We start from the raw sequence: 13,968 nt of genomic DNA on the forward strand, positions 1-13,968 counted from the left end.
GGGTCGTGCCGGGAAAATCGATCCGGCCAGTAGACCGTTCCATACCGGAACGGCAAGTCTACATCACCATTTCGGGTCCGCGCGTCAGGTCCGTGGGATGTAGGCACGAAATCTTGCCCGGCCAATGGCGCCTTTTGGCACAGCACCGAGTGTAGCGCGTTTTATGCTTAAGGGGAAACCCGATCCTGCCCGGAAATCGCGCATCTTCAATCGTTTAAGCCGCGGTTAGGCGGGATCGACGGGGTGAACGCCGCAGTTGTGGCCGTGGCCGGAATTCCCCATCCGGGACCGTTCGTCCTTGTGGAACGAGGTAGCCCTATGTTAGCCAACCGCCGCGAAATTCAGCCCAATCGGGTAAGGAGACACTCTTATGACCAACGGTAACGGCACCCCTCCCGAGGCGGCCCAGGCTCCCCAGCTCAACGTCCTGGCGCAATATACCAAGGACCTCTCGTTCGAAAATCCGAACGCGCCCAGCTCGCTCCAGCAGCAGAGCCAGCCGCCCCAGATCAACATCCAGATCAATGTCAGCGCCAACAATCTCAGCGAACAGGAGTTCGAGGTGACGTTGTCGGTCGAGGGCAAGGCCGAGACCGCCGGCAAGATCATGTTCTCGTTCGAGCTCGCTTATGCCGGCGTGTTCCGCATCTCCAACGTGCCGAAGGACAATTTGCATCCGCTGGTCATGATCGAATGCCCGCGCCTGCTGTTCCCGTTCGCCCGCGAGATCATCGCCACTGCCGTGCGTGACGGCGGGTTCCCGCCTTTGATGCTGGATCCGGTCGACTTCGTCGGCCTCTATCGTCAGAACATGGAGCGGCAAATGGCCGCTCAGCCGAGCGGCCAGGCTTAACCAGCCAAAGGGGCAGCTGGAGCGGGCAGAAACTCGTTCCAGATCGCCTTGTCGCCGAGCGTTGCGATGAAGGCCCGGTGGGCCTCGCGCTCGGCGTCTGAAATCCGCGGCGAGAGCGGCGCCGGCCGCTGCCGCCGTGGCGCATCGGCAGCCCCATTGGCGCGAGTCTCCTCGGATTCCGACGCCAGCAGCAGCTGCGATTGCCGCGCCCCGACCAGATCCACATAGACTTCCGCAAGCAATTCCGCGTCGAGCAATGCGCCGTGCTTGGTGCGGCGTGAATTGTCGATCGCATAGCGCGAGCAGAGATCGTCGAGCCGGTTCGACACGCCGGGATGCTTGCGCCGTGCCAGCAGCAGCGTATCGACCAGTCGCTCGCGCGGGATCGCCGGGCGCTTGATCCGGTCGAGCTCGGCATTGATGAAGCTGATGTCGAACGAGGCATTGTGGATCACCAGCGGCGCGTCGCCGATGAACTCCAGAAAATCGTCGACGACCTCGTGGAACAGCTGCTTGGTCGCCAGAAACTCGGCCGACAGCCCGTGCACCGCAAAGGCTTCTGCCGGCATGTCCCTTTCGGGATTGATGTAGACGTGGAAGCTCTGTCCCGTCGGCATGCGATTGAGCATCTCGACGCAGCCGATTTCGACCAGGCGATCTCCCCGCAGCGGGTCGAGGCCGGTGGTTTCGGTGTCGAGAACGATTTCGCGCATGATCCAAGAAGCCGTGTCAGGCGGCGAATCAGGCGCGCCGCTGCGGCATCTTAACGACCTCGGCGAGGATGTGCGCGATTTGGGCGCGCACTGGATCAAGTCCGTGCGACGTATCCACCACGAAATCGGCACGCCTGCGCTTTTCCGCATCGGGTGTCTGCTTGGCGATGATGGCGTCGAGCTTGGCCTCGTCCATCGTGCCGCGCGCCAGCACCCGCTCGCGCTGCAGTTCCGGAGACGTCGTCACCACGACCACGGCATCGACCCGCGTCTCGCCACCCGTCTCGAACAGCAGCGGAATGTCCAGCACCACGACCGGCGCGTTGGCCGCTTCGGCGTCGGCGAAGAATTTTTTCCGGGAAGCACCGAGCATCGGATGAACGATCTGCTCGAGCTGCTTGATGGCCGCAGCATCGTGCACCACACGCGCCGACAGTTTTGGCCGATCGACCTTGCCGTTCGCGGTGGTGCCGGGGAAGGCGGCCTCGATCGCGGGCGCAGCCTCGCCCTCATAGAGCTGATGGACGGCCGCATCGGCATCGTAGACAGGGACACCAGCCTCCGCGAATAATTTCGCGGTGGTGGATTTACCCATCCCGATCGAGCCGGTCAGTCCCAGGATCCGCATCAGCGCCCAGCCATCTCTGCCATTCACACCGCAACTAGCCGCTCGCGCCGCAGGAACGCAAGCAGCGGCAGCAGCGGCAGGCCGAGAATGGTGAAGTGATCGCCCTCGATACGCTCGAACAAATGGATCCCCAGGCTTTCGAGCTGATAGCCGCCGACGCTGGTGGTGACGGCATCGCCGGCGGTGTCGAGATAGGCCGAAAGCTCGGCCTCGGTCATCTGCCGCATGGTGAGGCGGGCGACCGAGACGTCCTCGAAGATGATCACGCCATCGCGTGCTATCGCCACTGCGGAATTCAGCTCATGGCATTTGCCGGAGAGATCGCGCAGTTGCGCCAGCGCCTGGGCGCGGCCCGTAGGCTTGTTGAAGAGGCGATCGCCAAGCGCCAGCGTTTGATCCGCACCGAGGACGGTGCTTCCGGCGTGATGGGCCGAGACTGCCTTGGCTTTTTCGCGCGCCAGCAGCAGCGCAATCTCGCGCGGACCAGAAAGCCCGGAGGCGGCCTGGATGCCGCGCTCGTCGATATCAGCCGTAATCGCCTTGAACTCAAGCCCGGCGTTGGCCAGCAGCATCTTTCGCGCGCTGCTCTGCGAGGCCAGGATCAACGAAGATTTGCCGAGCCACAGACCCATCGCGAAACCATTCCCAAGACTGTTCTCAAGTTTATTCAGAAGGCCGGTTACGCTGACGATCACTATAGAGTTTCATGATCGCCGCGGCGGTTTCCTCGATCGAGCGCCGCGTGACGTCGAGCAGCGGCCAATCGTGCTTGGCGCTCAGCTTGCGGGCAAATGCGACCTCTTCGGCGACCGACTGCTTGTCGGTATAGGTGTCGCTGCTGGAATCGGCGCCCATGGAGAGCAGACGGTTCGTGCGCACCTGAATCAAGCGTTCCGGCGTCGCATGCAAGCTCACCACCAGCGGTCGCGTCAACGTTTCCAGTTGCGAGGGCACCGGAATGCCTGGAACCAGCGGCACGTTGGCAGTGCGGATGCCGCGGTTGGCGAGGTAGATCGAGGTCGGGGTCTTGGAGGTGCGGGAAACGCCGACGAGCACCACGTCCGCATCATCGAGCCCTTCGACATGCTGGCCGTCATCATGGATCATTGTGTAGTTCAACGCGTCGATGCGCTTGAAGTATTCCGCATTGAGGACGTGCTGGGCGCCGACCCGGCCGGTCGTGGCGGCTCCGAGATAGGCCTCGAACAACTGCATCACCGGGCCAATGATCGACAGGCTCGGAACATTGATCCCCTTGCACTTGTCCTCGAGCCTGGCGACCAGATCCTTCTCGAGCAGCGTGAACAGCACGATTCCCGGTGCTTCCTCGATCTCGTCGAGCACGCGATCAAGCTGTTTCTGGCTGCGCACCAACGGATAGACGTGCTCGACCGGGGTCACGTTGGCGTACTGGGCGGCAACGGCGCGCGCCACCGTGATCAGCGTCTCACCGGTGGAGTCGGAGACGAGGTGCAGATGGAAATAATTGCTCGAGGTCGGCACAAAAGCCCTTTGTATGAAACCGGTGTGGTTTGTGGATTTCTGTGGAGCTTAACCCCTTGGAAAGGGATGTGCGACACCGGGGGCGGGACAAGTGCCAATTTTCTTCACACCACTGCCCCTGAGAACAACTTCGACGCCCTGCCGAAAGGGAAACGGGATTGCGTCGATAACCCTCTTGATAAGCTGGCGACAGAAACGCGCAAGCCTTTGAAGCTGACCGACTTATCGAAAGCGGCCAGAGCGATCAGGGATATGTTGATGGATGTGAACAAGCGCGTGTGAACGGGCGGACGGAAATGTGTGAGTCCAATTCACCGTCACATAGACTCAAACCTTAAGAATCTAAGATTCTTATTGGAGAAGGGCGCTACGGACGGATATGTGTGCAGGCAAGACCTTAACGACTCCTTACTATCCCCAGCGTTCCACCTCGGCTGGGCAGGAATCCGGACCTCAGACATGTTTGAAGACGTCTACCTCTGGATCAAGGCGCTGCATGTGATCGCCGTCATCTCCTGGATGGCGGGCATGCTCTATTTGCCGCGGCTGTTTGTTTATCATTGCGAGGCCGAAATCGGCTCGAAGCAGTCGGAAACGTTCAAGACCATGGAACGGCGGCTGTTCAAGGCGATCATCAACCCCGCCATGATCGTGACCTGGCTCGCCGGGCTTTATCTCGCCTGGGCTGGACACTGGTTCACTTTCGGCTGGCTGCACGTAAAACTGGCACTGGTCTTGGCGATGTCCGCGGTCCACGGCTTTTTTTCGCGCTGGTTGAAGGATTTCGCGGCGGACCGGCGCCCCCGAAGCCAGAAATTTTATCGTATTATCAACGAGGTACCGACTGCCCTGATGATTCTGATCGTCATCATGGTGATCGTGAAGCCGTTCTAGGCAGCGGTCGCCAACAATCGCTCAGTGCTTCTGCTTGCGGAGTGTGAGGCGATTTTCTATATTAGCGATATCCCACCCAACGCAGGCGGATGTGGTCGTGTCTGAGCTTTCCAGAGGCCGGACACCCCATCAGGTTTGAAGCCTCACCGGCGCTCTCCTTGCCAGACCTGCGGACCTTACCTTTTCGCGTCCGCATTTCAGAGCCTCCTCGCACCCCCCTCCCAGGTTACCCCACAGGACCACCCCAATGCGGGAAATCAAACTCCAGGACCTCAAGTCGAAGACGCCGGCCGAGCTCGTCTCGTTCGCGGAAGAGAATGGGGTCGAGAATGCCAGCACCATGCGCAAGCAGGAGCTGCTGTTCGCTATCCTCAAGCAGCTTGCGCTCGCCGAGACCGACATTGTCGGCGAAGGCGTCGTCGAGGTTCTCTCCGACGGCTTCGGCTTCCTCCGCTCGCCCGATGCGAATTATCTGCCGGGCCCGGACGACATCTACGTTTCGCCCTCGCAGATCCGCCGTTTTGGCCTGCGCACCGGCGACACCATCGAAGGCCACATCCGCAGCCCGAAAGAGGGCGAGCGCTATTTCGCGCTGCTGAAGGTCAACACGCTCAATTTCGAGGACCCGGAAAAGGCCAAGCACAAGGTCAATTTCGACAACCTCACGCCGCTGTTTCCGAATCAGCGCTTCCGCATGGAAATCGACGATCCGACGCGGAAAGACCTGTCTGCAAGGGTGATCGACATCGTCGCGCCGATCGGCAAGGGCCAGCGCGCGCTGATCGTCGCGCCGCCGCGCACGGGTAAAACCGTGCTGATGCAGAACATCGCGCACTCGATCGCGCATAACCATCCCGAGTGCTATCTGATCGTGCTCCTGATCGACGAACGTCCGGAAGAAGTCACGGACATGCAGCGCTCGGTAAAGGGCGAGGTGGTGTCCTCGACCTTCGACGAGCCGGCGGTGCGCCACGTCCAGGTCGCCGAGATGGTGATCGAGAAGGCCAAGCGTCTGGTCGAGCATGGCCGCGACGTCGTGATCCTGCTGGACTCCATCACGCGCCTCGGCCGCGCCTACAACACCGTGGTGCCGTCATCGGGCAAGGTGCTGACCGGCGGTGTCGATGCCAACGCGCTGCAGCGGCCGAAGCGCTTCTTCGGCGCCGCCCGCAACATCGAAGAGGGCGGATCGCTGACGATCATCGCGACCGCGCTGGTCGATACCGGCAGCCGCATGGACGAAGTCATCTTCGAAGAGTTCAAGGGCACCGGCAACTCCGAGCTGATCCTCGATCGCAAGGTGTCGGACAAGCGGACCTTCCCGGCGATCGACATTTCGCGCTCCGGCACCCGCAAGGAAGAGCTGATCACCGATCCGGTCGTTCTGAAGAAGATGTACGTGCTCCGCCGCATCCTGAACCCGATGGGGACGATGGACGGAATCGACTTCCTGCTCGACAAGCTGCGTTCGACCAAGAGCAATTCCGAGTTCTTCGACTCGATGAACACCTGATTGCAGTGCAGCATGATCAAAGGGCGCCTTCGGGCGCCCTTTTTCGTTGTGCGGCTTTGCTGCAGCGAAGGTGCAGCATTGTGGGGTGTTTTCCGCTTGGAGTGGACCTCGCCTAACATATTGATATGATTTGAAAATATCGAAATCGAGGGACATATCCCATTCCGTTGGAAGTGGTTTTTGCAGCAGACGCTCGCGAATTTATTGCATCGCAACATCGGCTTTGCTGCGAGAATTGGTGCAGCAAATCGCGCGATTTGTCTGCCGAAACGGATGTTTGCCTTTTCTCTTTCAGCCGGACAAATAGGCCATGCATCCGCGAGACCAGACCATCTTTGCGCTGTCGTCCGGCCGTCCGCCGAGCGCGCTCGCGGTGGTGCGCGTCTCCGGGCTAAGCGCCAGCCTGGTGCTGACGGCGCTGGCCGGCAAGCTGCCGGCGCCGAGACAGGCCAGCCGCCGGCTCCTTCATGATGCCGCGGGCCAGCCGATCGACGATTCGGTGGTGTTGTGGTTTCCAGGCCCCGCCAGCGCGACCGGCGAGGACGTCGCCGAATTTCATGTCCATGGCGGCCGCGCGGTGCTGGCCGCACTCTTTGCCGCAATTTCCGTAATTCCGAACATGCGCGCCGCCGAGCCCGGCGAATTCACGCGGCGCGCCTTCGAGAACGGCAAGCTCGACCTGACTGAGGCGGAGGGCCTCGACGATCTCATTCATGCCGACACCGACCGCCAGCGCCGCCAGGCGTTACGGCAGTTGCAGGGTCTCCTCGGCAATCGCGCGCGCGACTGGCGCGAGCGCATCATCGAGGCCTCGGCCTTAATAGAGGCCGGCATCGATTTCTCCGACGAGGGCGATGTGCCCGCCGAGTTGATGGCACCTGCCGTGAAGGCGATCGGCGCGCTGCATGCCGAAATCGCAGAAGTCCTTGCGGCACAGGGACAAGCTGAACGCTTGCGCGACGGCCTGGTGGTTGCGATCGCGGGTGAGCCGAATGTCGGCAAGTCGACGCTGATCAACCAGCTCGCGCGCCGCGACGTGGCGATCGTCTCGCCGCATGCCGGCACGACGCGCGATGTGATCGAGGTGCAGCTCGATCTCGATGGCTATCCCGTCACGGTGATCGACACCGCCGGCATTCGCGAGACCGACGATCCGGTCGAGCAGGAGGGTGTTCGCCGGGCGCGAGCGCGAGCCGAAGATGCCGATCTCGTGTTGTGGCTGGTGGAGGGTGGGCGCGCTGTCGATCCGGCCGCGATGCCGTTGTTGGGAAAGTCCGACAACGCAGGCGGTCGCTCCGGCGGCTCGGTCTGGATCGTGCGCAACAAGATCGATCTCGGCGGGCTCAAGGACGTCGGCCTGCGCGGTGAGTTCGGAATCGCGGCGAGCCGGGGGGACGGCATTCCCGAGCTGGTCGATGCCATGGTGAAATTCGCTGCCGACTTCTTCGGAACGACCGAGGGGGCGTTGGTGACCCGGGCCCGCCAGCGGGATCTGCTGCGCCGGGCAGCGGACAGCTTGCGCCGGAGTCTTGAGCTAGTAGAAGAGGGCGAGGAGCTTGCCGCCGAAGAGCTGCGGGCTGCCGCCTATGCCTTGGGCCGGCTACTGGGTCGCGTGGATGTCGAAGATGTCCTGGGGGCCATTTTCCAGAAATTCTGTATTGGAAAGTAAGGCTAGTTCTTCATTGTAGAACTAGCCCTTGTTCCACTTCTTGGTGTTTCACGTGAAACAGGGCCACCTCGGTTCCGAGAGGTTTCACGTGAAACACTTATCGACTAAGTTGCTGGTTTGCGCGCCGGGGGACCGCTGCAAGCGGTAACACCTTAGGAGCGGGTGCGCGGAAGGATCTTGGATTGCGTCGGGCCGCTCGCAGGGGGCCTTGGGGTACGGTCCTGCCGTCGTGGTCCGATCGCCGACCCGTCTTGGCCTTCGGACCACGCCTTTTCCCCTCGTGGCCCGTTTTTCTCTCCCAAAAACGACAACGTTTCCAAGGACCACTCTACTGTGCATGGGGTTGTTTCGCGAAAATACCTTGGGTCGGCTTCGCCCGGTTTCACGTGAAACAACCGCCTCGCCCAGTTTCCGCTTCCGGCTTTCCCGCCTCTGAGTTAGAAGTCCGCCCATGCGAACAGAGCGAGAGAGCTTCGACGTCATCGTGATTGGCGGCGGCCACGCCGGCTGTGAGGCCGCTTCTGCCTCTGCCCGGATGGGCGCGGCGACCGCTCTTGTCACGCACCGTTTCTCCACGGTCGGCGCGATGTCCTGCAATCCCGCCATTGGCGGTCTCGGCAAGGGCCATCTGGTTCGCGAGGTCGACGCCCTCGATGGTCTGATGGGCCGGGTCGGCGACGCCGGCGGCATCCAATTTCGCGTCCTCAATCGACGTAAGGGCCCCGCAGTCCGTGGCCCCCGAGCGCAGGCCGACCGGAAGCTCTATGCCGCCGCGATGCAGGCGGCGATCCTGGAGACTGAGGGTCTCTCCGTCGTCGAAGGCGAGGCAGACGAGCTGATCGTGGTCGAGGGACGGGTGATCGGCCTGCGGCTGGCGGATGGCCGCGAACTTCGGGCAGGGGCTGTCGTCGTCACCACTGGCACCTTCCTCCGCGGTCTGATCCATCTTGGCGAGAAGAACTGGCCGGCCGGCCGGGTTGGCGAGGCGCCTGCGATGGGCCTTTCGACCTCATTCGAGCGCGCCGGATTCACCCTTGGACGGCTCAAGACGGGCACTCCGCCGCGGCTGGATGGCTCGACGATCGACTGGTCCGCGGTCGAGATGCAGCCGGGGGACGAGCCTCCGGAGCCGTTTTCGGTGATGACCGAGCGGATCACGACGCCACAGATCCAGTGCGGGATCACCCGGACCAATTCCGCCACCCATGACGTGATCCGGGCCAATGTCCATCGCTCTCCGATGTACTCGGGCCAGATCAAGAGCTCCGGACCCCGCTATTGCCCCTCGATCGAGGACAAGATCGTGCGCTTCGGCGATCGCGACGGTCACCAAATCTTCCTGGAGCCGGAAGGGCTCGACGACGGCACCGTCTATCCCAACGGCATCTCCACTTCGCTGCCGGAGGACGTCCAGCTCGCCATCCTCGCAACCATTCCCGGCTTGGAGCGAGTGAAGATGGTTCGGCCGGGCTATGCTATCGAATACGATCACATCGATCCCCGTGAGCTCGATCCGACCCTTCAGACCAAGCGTTTGCGCGGCCTGTTCCTGGCCGGGCAGATCAATGGCACCACCGGGTACGAGGAAGCCGCCGGCCAGGGCATCGTTGCAGGGTTGAACGCAGCATTGGCTGCGAGCGGCGCCGCGCTGACGGTGTTCGACCGGGCCGACGGCTATCTCGGCGTCATGATCGACGACCTCGTCACCCGCGGCATCAGTGAACCCTATCGGATGTTCACCTCGCGGGCCGAGTACCGGCTGACACTGCGGGCGGACAATGCCGATCAGCGTTTGACCGAGAAGGGCATCGCACTGGGATGCGTCGGGAGCGCCCGGACGGTGCATCATCGCGCCAAGATGGACGCCTTGAATGCGGCTCGAGCGCTCTCGAAGTCGCTGACGATCACCCCGAACGAGGCCATCAAGCAGGGTCTCACCCTGAACCGGGACGGTCAGCGGCGGTCGGCCTTCGAGCTGATGGCCTATCCCGACATCGGCTGGAGCCAGGTCCGTGCGATCTGGCCGGAGCTCGCTGCCATTGATCCCGTCATTGCCACCCATCTCGAGATCGACGCGAAGTACGACGTCTATCTGGAGCGCCAGAGCGCCGACGTCGAAGCCTTCAGGCGGGACGAGGGGATGGTGCTGTCGGACGTCGATTACCAGCGGGTCCCCGGTCTCTCCAACGAGGTGAGGGCCAAGCTGGAGAAGGCGCGGCCCTTCACCGTTGGCCAGGCCGGTCGAATTGACGGCATGACACCGGCCGCACTCGGCATCCTTGCGGCCTATCTCCGCCGCGAAGCGCGGAAGACTTCCAAAGCAATCGCATAGGTTTCACGTGAAACAGCGCGGGCCGGGCGGCGGCAGATCGTCATCAGGAAAACCTTCGGCGAGTGAGGGCGCCGGTGATCGCTCCGAACCGGCGCCGACCAGGCCGAAGATCGACAAGGCCAGCGCCAACGATCGATCGTTGGACGCCGTCATCGCGGCCGACAAGATTGCAGCGCTCAAGCTTGCGCCCGTTTCACATGAAACCGAAACTCGGCTCGATCGCTACATCGCACTGCTGCGGGAGTGGCAGGCCAAGACCAACCTCGTCGCGCCCTCGACACTGCCGCATCTCTGGACCCGGCACATCGCCGACTCGCTTCAGCTCGTCGCTCTCGCCCCATCGGCCAAACGCTGGGCCGATCTCGGCAGCGGCGGCGGCTTTCCGGGTGTCGTCCTGGCCTGCGCCATGGCGGGGACCGCCGGGGCGAGCGTCCATCTGGTTGAGCGAATCGCCAAGAAGGCAGCCTTCCTGCGCGAAGCCATCCGCGTCACTACATCTCCGGGAGTCGTACATCTCGCTGAGATCGGGGATAATGTGGATAGAATCACCGGCCCGGTCGATTGCGTCACCGCGCGTGCACTGGCTCCGCTACATCAACTCATCGGCTTTGCGGAGCCGCTGATGCGCCAGGGCGCAAAAGCGTTGTTTCTCAAGGGTCAAGATGTAGAGTCTGAATTGACCGAAGCTACTAAATATTGGAATATTCAGGCGCAGCTGCACCAAAGCCGTACAGGCGACGGTTGGATCGTCGAGCTGGCTTCCGTCGAACGGCGCGGGTGAGGCGTCAGGGGCCGAGTGGGGAATTTGCGATGAGCGTGATTGACGAACCGCAGCAGGAACAGACCGCCGCCGTCCCGCAGGGCCATCCGCGCATCCTGGCGCTGGCGAATCAGAAGGGCGGCGTGGGAAAAACAACCACGGCGATCAATCTCGGCACGGCGCTCGCTGCGATCGGCGAACGTGTTCTGATCGTCGATCTCGATCCGCAGGGCAACGCCTCGACCGGACTCGGCATCGATCGCCGCAACCGCTCCTGCTCGACCTATGACGTTCTGGTGGGCGAGGCGAGCCTGCGAGAAGCGGTGGTGTCGACGGCAGTGCCGCGGCTTCATATCGCGCCCTCGACCATGGATCTCTCCGGCCTCGAGCTCGAGCTCGGCACCACGCCCGGTCGTGCGTACAAGCTGCGCGACGCGATCAGCGCGCTCAACAACAACGTCTCGCCCGAAGCCGATTACACCTACGTGCTGATCGACTGTCCGCCCTCGCTCAATCTGATCACCGTGAACGCGATGGCGGCTTCCGACGCAATCCTGGTGCCGCTGCAGTGCGAGTTCTTCGCGCTCGAAGGTCTGTCGCAATTGCTGCAGACGGTGGAGCAGGTGCGCTCGACGCTCAATCCGAACCTGTCGATCCACGGCATCGTGCTGACCATGTTCGACTCGCGCAACAATCTCTCGAACCAGGTCGTTGCCGACGTCCGGCAGTTCATGGGCGAGAAGGTTTACAAGACCATGATCCCGCGCAACGTGCGCATCTCGGAGGCGCCGTCCTACGGCAAGCCGGTGCTGGTCTACGATCTCAAATGCGTCGGCAGCGAAGCTTATCTGCGGCTCGCCACCGAAGTGATCCAGCGCGAGCGCGAGCTGCGGACGACGCATTAGAGAGGTGCTGTAGGGTGGGCAAAGGCGTCTTCGCCGTGCCCACCATCTTCCGCACATGACTAACTGGTGGGCACGCTTCGCTTTGCCCACCCTACTACAATTCAGTTCTGGAGTGCTGCAGCGTGAATCCAAGGGAGCTGGCAATGGCCGACGAAGCGCGTTCGCGATTGGGCCGGGGTCTTGCGAGTCTGATCGGTGACGTCGGCGGCGAGGCTCAGCACGTCGATCGTCCGCGCGCGCAGCGCAAGGTGCCGATCGAATTCATCAAGCCCAATCCGCGCAACCCGCGCCGTACCTTTTCGGAAAGCGAGCTCAGGGAGCTCAGCGATTCGATCAGGCAGCATGGCGTGATCCAGCCGATCGTGGTGCGCCCGGTGAAGGGTGCGCAGGACCGCTTCGAGATCATCGCCGGCGAACGGCGCTGGCGCGCGTCGCAAATAGCCGGGCTGCACGAAGTGCCGATCGTTCCCGTCGACATCAGCGACAGCGATGCGCTGGAGTTCGCGATCGTCGAGAACGTGCAGCGCGAAGATCTCAACCCGATGGAAGAGGCGCTCGGCTATCACGCGCTCGCCAATGAGTTCAAACGCAGCCAGGACGACATTGCCAAAGTCGTCGGCAAGAGCCGCAGCCACATCGCCAACATGATGCGGCTGACGAAGCTTCCAGCCGAGGTGCAGGCCTTGATCACGAGTGGCGAGCTGACCGCAGGTCATGCCCGCGCGCTGATCGGCGTGCCTGATCCGCTCGCGGCCGCCAAGCGCATCGTCGACGAAGGCCTCAACGTCCGCCAGACCGAGGCACTGGCGCATGAAGAGGGCGTGCCGGAGCGCAAGCCGCAGAAGGCACGCACGGGGGCGAAGGAAAAGGACCCCGACACGGTCGACCTCGAGAAGCGCGTCAGCGACGCGCTCGGGCTCAAGGTCACGGTGAGCCACCGCGACCCCGGCGGCTCGGTCCAGATCAACTACCGCAACCTCGATCAGCTCGACGAGGTGATGCGGCGGCTGGCGAAGGGCGCGCTGTAGCCGCTTGGTGTCGTCCTGGCGAAAGCCAGGACCTCATGCCGATCCACACGTCATTGCGAGCGCAGCGAAGCAATGACGTGTGGAGAGAGACTCGCTCGCAATGATGTGGACAGAGCGGGACGCTCAGCCCCGCCGCTTCGCGTTTGCGGCGATCGCCATCAGCGTGCGCTGGGCGATGGCGGCGGCGAGAGTGGATTGCTTGCGGGTGTCGAGCGCGGCGGTCGCGAGCTGCTCGATGATGACGGCGAGCCGCGCCACGCTGAAATTACGCAGTGCGGTTTCGACCGCGGGCTTTCGCGAAAAATGCAGGCGCGGATAACCGCTGTCGAGCACGGCGGAAGCGGGCGTGCCGTCGGCGATCGCGAGCGCCGATTTGTGCAGCCACGCCGCCTGGCGCTGCGCCGCGGAGATGATCACGCCGGGGTAGGTGCCGGCGATCATGGCTTTGGCAAACTCGTTCTCGACGATCTCGGGCCGGCCGGCGAAGGCGCCATCGACGATCGGATCGAGTTTCAGCTCCGACGCATCGGCGACCACGGCCATCACGTCATCCAGCGTGATCTCGCCCTTGCCGTGGGCATAGAGCGTGAGCTTGCGCAGCTCGTTGCGCGAGGCCTGGCGGTCGCCGCCGAGGAACGACATCAGCGCCGCGCGGGCGTCCTGCGCGATGCGCAAATTGGCGATGCGGAGCTCGTCTTCCATCAGCTTGGCGAGGTCGCGCTCGGTATCGGGATAGCAAGCGATCGCGACGGCCGCCTTGGCGCGTTCGCAGGCCTTGCGCAGTGGCGATTCCGGGCGCAGCTCACCGGCCTCGATCACGATGCGGCAATCCCTGACGCCCATCTCCGCCAGCGTGTCGATAGCACTGGCGAAGCTGCGCGAGCCGGCGCGCACGCGGATGGCGCGGCGGCCGCCGAACAGCGGCACCGTCATGGCCTCGTCGACGAGGCGCGACGGCTCGGCGGAGAGCTCGTCGCCATCGACCTTGACCAGCGAGAAGGGATCGTTGGGATCGTCAACAGCCGAGGCGATCAGCGCATCCGCGCGTTCGCGGACCAGTCCGGCGTCAGGACCGTAGAGCAGGATGATCGGACGGCCCGCATCGGGGCGGGCGAGATAGGCGTCGATCTCTTTTCCGCGCAGCGCGACCATGGTGCCTGGGATTCGTCA

The 13,968-nt window shown here is 63.0% G+C and carries 14 protein-coding genes; 9 read left to right on the plus strand and 5 right to left on the minus strand.

Features of this window, described 5'->3' with window-relative positions:
* Window positions 1-370 precede the first annotated feature (370 nt).
* Entirely contained in the window at window positions 371-853 is a 483-nt protein-coding gene (gene secB, locus AC0L3J_RS03715; RefSeq protein WP_007598595.1) for a protein-export chaperone SecB, read from the plus strand.
* Here secB and dnaQ read toward each other — a convergent pair.
* From dnaQ to AC0L3J_RS03735, 4 genes are read right to left on the minus strand one after another with little or no spacing between them, the layout of a single operon-like run.
* Window positions 850-1,566, minus strand: coding sequence for a DNA polymerase III subunit epsilon (gene dnaQ, locus AC0L3J_RS03720; RefSeq protein ID WP_473345993.1), 717 nt, complete (start codon window positions 1,564-1,566; stop codon window positions 850-852). The two genes, secB and dnaQ, sit on opposite strands and share 4 nt — an antisense overlap.
* A gap of 28 nt (window positions 1,567-1,594) precedes the next feature.
* Window positions 1,595-2,194 (minus strand): dephospho-CoA kinase, encoded by a 600-nt coding sequence (gene coaE, locus AC0L3J_RS03725; RefSeq protein ID WP_247285461.1) that lies wholly within the window; start codon window positions 2,192-2,194, stop codon window positions 1,595-1,597.
* Window positions 2,195-2,217: 23 nt separating this feature from the next.
* Window positions 2,218-2,826, minus strand: a complete 609-nt coding sequence (locus AC0L3J_RS03730; RefSeq protein WP_473345994.1) for a Maf family nucleotide pyrophosphatase — start codon at window positions 2,824-2,826, stop codon at window positions 2,218-2,220.
* A gap of 31 nt (window positions 2,827-2,857) precedes the next feature.
* Window positions 2,858-3,697, minus strand: a complete 840-nt coding sequence (locus AC0L3J_RS03735) for a pyruvate, water dikinase regulatory protein (RefSeq protein WP_027514822.1) — start codon at window positions 3,695-3,697, stop codon at window positions 2,858-2,860.
* Between AC0L3J_RS03735 and AC0L3J_RS03740 the strand changes: the two genes are divergently transcribed.
* The 8 genes from AC0L3J_RS03740 (at window position 3,671) to AC0L3J_RS03775 (ending at window position 12,798) form a co-directional block, all read left to right on the plus strand.
* Entirely contained in the window at window positions 3,671-3,979 is a 309-nt protein-coding gene (locus tag AC0L3J_RS03740; RefSeq protein WP_473345995.1) for a hypothetical protein, read from the plus strand. The genes AC0L3J_RS03735 and AC0L3J_RS03740 overlap by 27 nt on opposite strands.
* A 177-nt stretch (window positions 3,980-4,156) precedes the next feature.
* The gene (gene hemJ, locus AC0L3J_RS03745) at window positions 4,157-4,591 is read left to right on the plus strand and encodes a protoporphyrinogen oxidase HemJ (protein ID WP_027566249.1); all 435 of its coding nucleotides are present in this window, start codon (window positions 4,157-4,159) and stop codon (window positions 4,589-4,591) included.
* Between the two features lie 247 nt (window positions 4,592-4,838).
* Window positions 4,839-6,104: a transcription termination factor Rho gene (rho, locus tag AC0L3J_RS03750; RefSeq protein WP_007598612.1), complete on the plus strand. Its 1,266-nt coding sequence runs from the start codon at window positions 4,839-4,841 to the stop codon at window positions 6,102-6,104.
* A 310-nt stretch (window positions 6,105-6,414) separates the two neighbouring features.
* Complete coding sequence (gene mnmE / locus AC0L3J_RS03755) at window positions 6,415-7,773, plus strand: tRNA uridine-5-carboxymethylaminomethyl(34) synthesis GTPase MnmE (protein ID WP_473345996.1); 1,359 nt, start codon at window positions 6,415-6,417, stop codon at window positions 7,771-7,773.
* Between the two features lie 451 nt (window positions 7,774-8,224).
* A complete protein-coding gene (gene mnmG, locus AC0L3J_RS03760; RefSeq protein WP_473345997.1) occupies window positions 8,225-10,105 on the plus strand; it encodes a tRNA uridine-5-carboxymethylaminomethyl(34) synthesis enzyme MnmG in 1,881 nt (626 codons plus the stop codon).
* 139 nt (window positions 10,106-10,244) lie between these two features.
* Window positions 10,245-10,886 (plus strand): 16S rRNA (guanine(527)-N(7))-methyltransferase RsmG, encoded by a 642-nt coding sequence (rsmG, locus tag AC0L3J_RS03765; RefSeq protein ID WP_473345998.1) that lies wholly within the window; start codon window positions 10,245-10,247, stop codon window positions 10,884-10,886.
* Between the two features lie 29 nt (window positions 10,887-10,915).
* Entirely contained in the window at window positions 10,916-11,770 is an 855-nt protein-coding gene (locus tag AC0L3J_RS03770; protein WP_473345999.1) for a ParA family protein, read from the plus strand.
* 143 nt (window positions 11,771-11,913) lie between these two features.
* Window positions 11,914-12,798, plus strand: a complete 885-nt coding sequence (locus tag AC0L3J_RS03775) for a ParB/RepB/Spo0J family partition protein (protein WP_473346000.1) — start codon at window positions 11,914-11,916, stop codon at window positions 12,796-12,798.
* Between the two features lie 123 nt (window positions 12,799-12,921).
* Here the strand turns inward: AC0L3J_RS03775 and holA are convergent, their stop codons facing one another.
* The gene (gene holA / locus AC0L3J_RS03780; RefSeq protein ID WP_473346001.1) at window positions 12,922-13,950 is read right to left on the minus strand and encodes a DNA polymerase III subunit delta; all 1,029 of its coding nucleotides are present in this window, start codon (window positions 13,948-13,950) and stop codon (window positions 12,922-12,924) included.
* Window positions 13,951-13,968: the final 18 nt, after the last annotated feature.

The sequence above is a fragment of the Bradyrhizobium sp. Kon37 genome, assembly GCF_055807535.1.